Genomic DNA, 6505 nt, shown 5'->3' on the forward strand with positions numbered 1-6505 from the left:
CACGCGCCTGGAGATCTGCGAAGCGCAATCACCTTCTCGGAAACCCTCGCGAAATTTCGCAGTCGCGACGCCAGAGACCGAGGGTTAGATCATGCCTAGCATTCACCTTCCGGCCGCCCGCTAGCGGACCCTGGTCAGGTTCCGCGAAGGTGGGCGCAGACATGCTGGGCTCGTCAGGATCAAACTGCACTATGAGGCGGCGGTTCATACCGCGCCAGGGGAGCGAATGGACAGCGAGGAGCCTCCGAACGTTCGGGTCGCCTGCTCGGGTGATATCGACGAGGTTGTGCGGCTGATGCACGACGCTGCGGCGTGGATGTCCGCCAAGGGAACGCCCGCCTGGGACGTCGCGCGGATCGACCGGACATTCGCGGAGACCTTCGTCCTGAGATCCGAGCTCCTAGGGATCGCCTCAGAAAACGGAAAATAAAGCACGCTAAGCCGTAAGTAAGCGTGCTCCTGTGAAAGCCACAGCTAAAACTGCGTAGTACACATAGAGGTATTTTTTTCTAGATTTATATCGAATTTCGTTATCGAATTTCGCTTATTATTGATCAACTCGTTGCAGATCATGAAGGCGAAAGTATGACGAATAACCCTACCGATGACAGCAGACCATGGTCGGTCTTTCTTATTTTTCTGCGGCTTGGATTGACATCTTTTGGCGGCCCCATTGCGCACTTGGGCTACTTCCGCGCCGAATTTGTCACACGGCGGCGCTGGCTCTCCGAACGGAGCTATGCTGACTTGGTCGCGCTTTGTCAGTTCTTGCCAGGGCCTGCAAGCAGCCAGGTCGGCATAGCGGTAGGACTGTCTCGGGCTGGATACAGCGGGGCGCTGGCTGCTTGGGCTGGCTTCACGCTGCCGTCTGCCATAGCCTTGATCCTTTTTGCGCTCGGCATCTCCAGCTATGGCGATTACGTCTCGCAGGGCGCGTTGCATGGCTTAAAAGTGGTGGCTGTGGCCGTGGTCGCTCAAGCAGTATGGGGCATGGCGCGTAACCTATGCACGGATGGGCTGCGAGTCACCATCATGGCAATTGCTACCTGCGTCGTTTTACTTGTGCCGTCCGCGTGGGGACAGGTTGGCGTGATTGCTATCGCAGGCATCGCAGGCCGGTTATTGTTCAAGCCAGCGAAAGTTGTTGAGCATGACCCCCTACCTATCACGGTCAGTCACCGGGCCGGCGTGCTTTGGCTCTCGCTGTTCTTTGTCTTGCTGATTGGCCTGCCGGTGTTGGCCGAACTGATGCCAAGTCAAACCATGGCAATGGTGGATTCCTTCTATCGTGTCGGATCACTGGTGTTCGGCGGTGGTCACGTTGTGCTGCCATTACTGCAAGCCGAAGTGGTGCCCTCCGGCTGGGTCAACAATGAATCCTTTCTCGCGGGGTACGGGGCAGCTCAAGCGGTGCCCGGCCCTTTGTTCACGTTCGCCGCGTTTCTTGGTGCCTCGATGAACACCGCCCCGTCGGGCTGGATCGGCGGCATTGTGTGTCTGCTGGCTATCTTCGCGCCCTCGTTCTTGCTGGTCGTCGGATCAATGCCATTTTGGGAGCGTTTGCGCCGCAATACAGGCATCCAAGCTGCGCTGGCCGGGATCAATGCCGCTGTAGTCGGCTTGCTGCTGGCCGCGCTGTATCAGCCTGTATGGACTAGCGCCATCTTTCAGCCGCAAGACTTCGGCTTGGCATTAGTTGCCCTTGTCGCACTTATGTTCTGGAAGCTCCCGCCGTGGCTGGTTGTCCTCGGTAGCGGTGCAGCTGGGTGGCTGTTGAGCGTCGCTCTGTGAGGCACAAAAAATGACTGACAAAGACCTCTACGGCGGTTTGATCCGCCTGCACATCCTTCACCATGCAGCCGAGGAACCTGTCTTTGGGCTGGGGATCATCGAAGAGCTACGCCGACACGGCTACGAGATGAGCGCTGGCACCGTGTACCCGATGCTGCACGGCCTGGAAAAAAAAGGCTATCTGACCTCACGCCACGAACGCACCGGGCGACGTGAACGGCGTGTTTATGACATCACTGAACAAGGCAGAACTGCACTTGCTGATGCGAAAACAAAGGTCAAGGAGCTGTTCGGAGAGTTGGTAGAAGGTGGTTGAGTTTTTGCTTCTATGTCAGGTTGAGCTATACCCTAACTGGATTGTCATTTTCAGAAGACGACTGCACCAGTTGATTGGGCGTAATGGCTGTTGTGCAGCCAGCTCCTGACAGTTCAATATCAGAAGTGATCTGCACCAATCTCGACTATGCTCAATACTCGTGTGGGCTCTGTTGCAAAAATCGTGAAGCTTGAGCATGCTTGGCGGAGATTGGACGGACGGAACGATGACGGATTTCAAGTGGCGCCATTTCCAGGGTGATGTGATCCTGTGGGCGGTGCGCTGGTATTGTCGCTATCCGATCAGCTATCGCGACCTTGAGGAAATGCTGGCGGAACGCGGCATTTCGGTCGACCATACGACGATCTATCGCTGGGTCCAGTGCTACGCCCCGGAGATGGAGAAGCGGCTGCGCTGGTTCTGGCGGCGTGGCTTTGATCCGAGCTGGCGCCTGGATGAAACCTACGTCAAGGTGCGGGGCAAGTGGACCTACCTGTACCGGGCAGTCGACAAGCGGGGCGACACGATCGATTTCTACCTGTCGCCGACCCGCAGCGCCAAGGCAGCGAAGCGGTTCCTGGGCAAGGCCCTGCGAGGCCTGAAGCACTGGGAAAAGCCTGCCACGCTCAATACCGACAAAGCGCCGAGCTATGGTGCAGCGATCACCGAATTGAAGCGCGAAGGAAAGCTGGACCGGGAGACGGCCCACCGGCAGGTGAAGTATCTCAATAACGTGATCGAGGCCGATCACGGAAAGCTCAAGATACTGATCAAGCCGGTGCGCGGTTTCAAATCGATCCCCACGGCCTATGCCACGATCAAGGGATTCGAAGTCATGCGAGCCCTGCGCAAAGGACAGGCTCGCCCCTGGTGCCTGCAGCCCGGCATCAGGGGCGAGGTGCGCCTTGTGGAGAGAGCTTTTGGCATTGGGCCCTCGGCGCTGACGGAGGCCATGGGCATGCTCAACCACCATTTCGCAGCAGCCGCCTGATCGGCGCAGAGCGACAGCCTACCTCTGACTGCCGCCAATCTTTGCAACAGAGCCCGCCGTGCTAGTCTGCTCGGTGATGGTGGAGTGAAGCCAACCCGCAATCGGGTTATGAATCTGCATCGCGATTCGCAATCAGCTGTCTCTTGAGCATGTCGAACTCCTGCGATGTTATCTCGCCGTGCTCGTGCTGCTACACCAACTTGTCCAACTCATCCGCCACACCGCTCCCCACCACCTGCGATGGCCAGGTTGTTTGCTGGGCGCATTGGCGGAGTATCGTCTCGACCCGGGACACCCACACCGGCACAACCTTACGGGAGTGATTCACTGTCAAAGAATCGGCCCGGTGCTCTGACGCAAGTATCGGGATGGTCACCATTTGTAAGCCGTAGACCTGAGTGGTGATCAAGACTTCGATACCACCGACCGTACCGGTACTAATCGACGACGGTCGTGTTCGTCGCCTGCCGCAGGGACTCTGCACACCTCCGTTTACGCATGTGCCTGGAGGAGTTGGAAATCGTCGTGTTCGGGAAACATTAAACACAGGATGGCAGCGATCTGAGCCAGCACATGATCAGCTAGCTCACCATCCGGATCGACGGCCCACTGCATCGTCGCGCCAGCGATGACCGAGTGCAGGAGCAACTCAGCTGCCGCAGGAGCACCTGGGGGCAGTCGCTTGCGGATCCCCTCCACCACCGCGCGGTTCCGCTGGATCGCAAGCGTGCGTAGCTCCGGCACCTGGAGCTCGTACCAGGAGATGAGATAGTTCACCGAGAAGTCGTTGCGAGTGTTCATGCTCCGAACGAGCACCTGCAAAAATTCCCAGAGCCCTTGCGGCCCTGCGCCTATCGGTATCGCATTCAGGTAATGCCGCACCTGCTCGACGCCGCGCTCCATCATCCTCACCAGCAGCGTATCGCGGTTGGTGAAGCGCTGGATTAACGCTGCGCGGGAGAGCCCCACCTCCTTTGCTACTCCGCTGAGCGTGAACTCTATGGGACCGCAACGCTTCAGCACTACGGTGGCGGCCTCGAGTACCTCGTCATCGGACTTGAGCTTGGGGCGGGGCATCAGTGTTCACCTTCTGTATGGGTTGGGGCGGAGGCTGTGGCTGCCGCCGCCATTGTAGCAAATTGAAGACGGAGCGAGAGTAGAGCCACGAGCCCCGCAAACACGGCCGATACAACGAGGCCAGGGAGCGGACCAGCAAGGTCGACAAACGCGCCGGCCGCAAGCATAACCATGGGCGAGGCTGACAGCATCACCGCCGAGACCGTGCCGAGTACCCGGCCGAGAAGTTCTGGCGGCGTGCGGTTGTAGATGGCAGCGTTGAGAATGGGAGAGACTGAGCCGGTCAGCAGTCCCACGAGCGCGCCCAACAACATCAGCACCGGCACGCCTGGCAACTGTGAAAGCAGAAGCGAGCCCACCGCAGAGCCACAAAATGCCACCGCCAGCCAGTTCTGCGCTGATATCCGGGCGCCGACCGACGCATGAATGGCAATGCCAAGGAGACCACCAGCCCCCATCATTGAGGAGAACAGCCCGAGCTCTGCTACTTGGCGTCCTGCATCTACAAACAGCGCAGGCATGATGACGCTGCCGTTGGCGCCAACGATGCCCACGAAGATCATCACTATACCAAAGAGAGGGCGCAGCAGGGGTTCGCTCCAGAGAAAAGCGACGCCGGCGCGCATGGAGAGAGTCGCCGTCGTGGTCATCGTCCGAGCGGCACGCGCGGGAAGCACCCACGCGCCGAGCAGACCTGCAAGGACGGAGCAGAACGCCGTCAGCCCGAGCGTTGGCGCAGCGCCAAGCAGGCCGATTGCGGCCCCCCCAAGGGCCGGGCCACCTAGAATCGCGACGTTCCCGATCACCGCTTTCAGTGACGAGACGCGCTCAACGGAGAGCCCGGCGACGTGGCCGAGTTTGGGCAGCTCACTGTCCTGCGCGGCCATACCGGGTGCGTCGAACGCGGCACCGAGCACCACGCAAGCGATCAGCCCAGTGTTCGAGAGGGCGCCAACGGCATCGAGCAGTGGGATGCTCGCCATGGCCACGCCGCCCACCACACCCGAGATCAATGCGACGGGCGCGCGCCCGAACCGATCGACGAGGCCACCACCAACCCACGCGCCGATGATGGTCGCGATGACGCTGCTAGCGGCCGTGGCGCCCGCCCAGGCCGCGCTCTTTGTATGAGACAGGACGAACCATGGAAGCGCGAGGGCCGCCACCGCGTTGCCGATCCGGAAGAGAAAGGTCGCCGCGAACAGCGTCGCGAGCGGGCTATATCGACGTTCGCTCATTCCGCTGCGGCGAGCTGCGCCTTCGCCGCAGCGAGGTACTCTTCGTTACCCGAGTCGAGGGCGAAGAGTGCGTAGGTGACCGCCCCGAACGCAAGGCGCTCCGCGATGTGGTGGGCGAGCCGCGGCCACACCCGGCCACCGGCCGCTTCATACGTGAGGAGGAGCTTCGCGAGCCCCTCTTCACCAAAGACCATAAGGTGCGCGGCCATGTCGATGGCAGGGTCATCAACGCGGGCCTCGCTCCAGTCGATCATCCCGCTGACGCGCTCCGTGTTGTCGATGAGCACATGGCCCACGTAGAGATCGCCATGCACCACCACGGAGAAATCTGGCCACGACGAATCGTCGTCGAGCCAGCGCTGCCACCGGTGGAGGCGCTTGTCGTTCACCACGAACTCGCGTCGGACGCGGTCAACGTCGTCGGCCACCTTCTGACGGGCCTGCGTCGGTGTACGGATGAGCATCCCCGCATCCACGGCGGCGGAAATGGGGACGGCATGCAGGGCGGCGAGCGCGGTCGCGAAGCTCTCCGCGAAGACCTCCGAGTCCTGCGGCACGACCCAGTCGGGCGTGGACGAACCAGGCTGGATGACCATCGCAGTCGAGTCTTCGAGCATGGGATAGGCAACGAGCTCGGCGTTGGCCACGCGCCAGTCCGGCACCGCGAACGGCAGGCGATTCTTGAGCATTGCCAGCACCCGCGCCTCTGGTTCGACCTTCGCGCTTACCTCGGCTCGGCGCGGGATGCGCAGCACCCACCGACGTCCATCGTCGACGGTGGCGATCACGATCCTATAGTCGAGCCCAAGCTCATTGACAGTCAGCGGGCCATGGAGCTTGAGCCCATGTCGGGCTGCAAGTGCGTACAGTTGGGAGGTATCGGCGGTCGTGACTACGGTCATGATTCACTCCTGAGGGCTTGACGGGTTTAGCCACCTAAATGTAACAGTCACGTCGGTTATATTCAATCCGGCACTGTTGCAAAGTTAGCGATGAGGCAGCCTTTTGTCTTATTCAAAGGCCTTACATTTCAAAAACTCTGCTTACCAGGCGCATTTCGCCCAGGGGATCACCATAATAAAATGCTGAGGC

At 60.2% G+C, this 6505-nt stretch carries 7 protein-coding genes and 2 pseudogenes; 6 read left to right on the forward strand and 3 right to left on the reverse strand.

Translation table 11 applies throughout. From position 1 onward, the window contains the following. The 6 genes and pseudogenes from ACJ8QI_RS25220 to ACJ8QI_RS25245 form a co-directional block, all read left to right on the forward strand. Positions 1 to 99: pseudogene (locus tag ACJ8QI_RS25220) on the forward strand (sulfonamide-resistant dihydropteroate synthase Sul1); the annotation flags it as partial. 127 nt (positions 100 to 226) lie between these two features. Continuing rightward, a complete protein-coding gene (locus ACJ8QI_RS25225) occupies positions 227 to 430 on the forward strand; it encodes a hypothetical protein (RefSeq protein WP_000376616.1) in 204 nt (67 codons plus the stop codon). 155 nt (positions 431 to 585) lie between these two features. Beyond that, positions 586 to 1791: a chromate efflux transporter gene (chrA, locus tag ACJ8QI_RS25230; protein WP_000184001.1), complete on the forward strand. Its 1206-nt coding sequence runs from the start codon at positions 586 to 588 to the stop codon at positions 1789 to 1791. A gap of 10 nt (positions 1792 to 1801) precedes the next feature. Beyond that, positions 1802 to 2107, forward strand: coding sequence for a PadR family transcriptional regulator (locus ACJ8QI_RS25235; RefSeq protein ID WP_000130000.1), 306 nt, complete (start codon positions 1802 to 1804; stop codon positions 2105 to 2107). Positions 2108 to 2150: 43 nt separating this feature from the next. After that, positions 2151 to 2216: pseudogene (locus ACJ8QI_RS25240) on the forward strand (EAL domain-containing protein); the annotation flags it as partial. A gap of 117 nt (positions 2217 to 2333) precedes the next feature. Then, entirely contained in the window at positions 2334 to 3098 is a 765-nt protein-coding gene (locus ACJ8QI_RS25245) for an IS6-like element IS6100 family transposase (protein ID WP_001389365.1), read from the forward strand. A gap of 492 nt (positions 3099 to 3590) precedes the next feature. On the opposite strand, the gene mphR(A) is transcribed toward ACJ8QI_RS25245, so the two are convergent. From mphR(A) to ACJ8QI_RS25260, 3 genes are read right to left on the reverse strand one after another with little or no spacing between them, the layout of a single operon-like run. Next, positions 3591 to 4175 carry a macrolide-binding transcriptional repressor MphR(A) gene (gene mphR(A) / locus ACJ8QI_RS25250; protein ID WP_001137892.1) on the reverse strand — a complete coding sequence of 195 codons (585 nt, stop codon included), beginning with the start codon at positions 4173 to 4175 and terminating at the stop codon, positions 3591 to 3593. Next, positions 4175 to 5413, reverse strand: coding sequence for a macrolide resistance MFS transporter Mrx(A) (mrx(A), locus tag ACJ8QI_RS25255; protein WP_000004159.1), 1239 nt, complete (start codon positions 5411 to 5413; stop codon positions 4175 to 4177). The genes mphR(A) and mrx(A) overlap by 1 nt, the downstream gene beginning before the upstream one ends. Beyond that, positions 5410 to 6315, reverse strand: coding sequence for an Mph(A) family macrolide 2'-phosphotransferase (locus ACJ8QI_RS25260; protein WP_000219391.1), 906 nt, complete (start codon positions 6313 to 6315; stop codon positions 5410 to 5412). Before ACJ8QI_RS25260 ends, mrx(A) begins: the two co-directional genes overlap by 4 nt. Positions 6316 to 6505 lie beyond the last annotated feature (190 nt).

It is taken from the genome of Serratia sp. CY84636, assembly GCF_052166245.1.
In the GTDB taxonomy this organism is placed as follows: domain Bacteria; phylum Pseudomonadota; class Gammaproteobacteria; order Enterobacterales; family Enterobacteriaceae; genus Serratia; species Serratia nevei.

Coding starts and splice junctions, on each gene's coding strand:
- ACJ8QI_RS25225 (WP_000376616.1), top strand. CDS start 227: ATGGACAGCGAGGAGCCTCCGAACGTTCGGGTCGCCTGCTCGGGTGAT.
- chrA (WP_000184001.1), top strand. CDS start 586: ATGACGAATAACCCTACCGATGACAGCAGACCATGGTCGGTCTTTCTT.
- ACJ8QI_RS25235 (WP_000130000.1), top strand. CDS start 1,802: ATGACTGACAAAGACCTCTACGGCGGTTTGATCCGCCTGCACATCCTT.
- ACJ8QI_RS25245 (WP_001389365.1), top strand. CDS start 2,334: ATGACGGATTTCAAGTGGCGCCATTTCCAGGGTGATGTGATCCTGTGG.
- ACJ8QI_RS25260 (WP_000219391.1), bottom strand. CDS start 6,315: ATGACCGTAGTCACGACCGCCGATACCTCCCAACTGTACGCACTTGCA.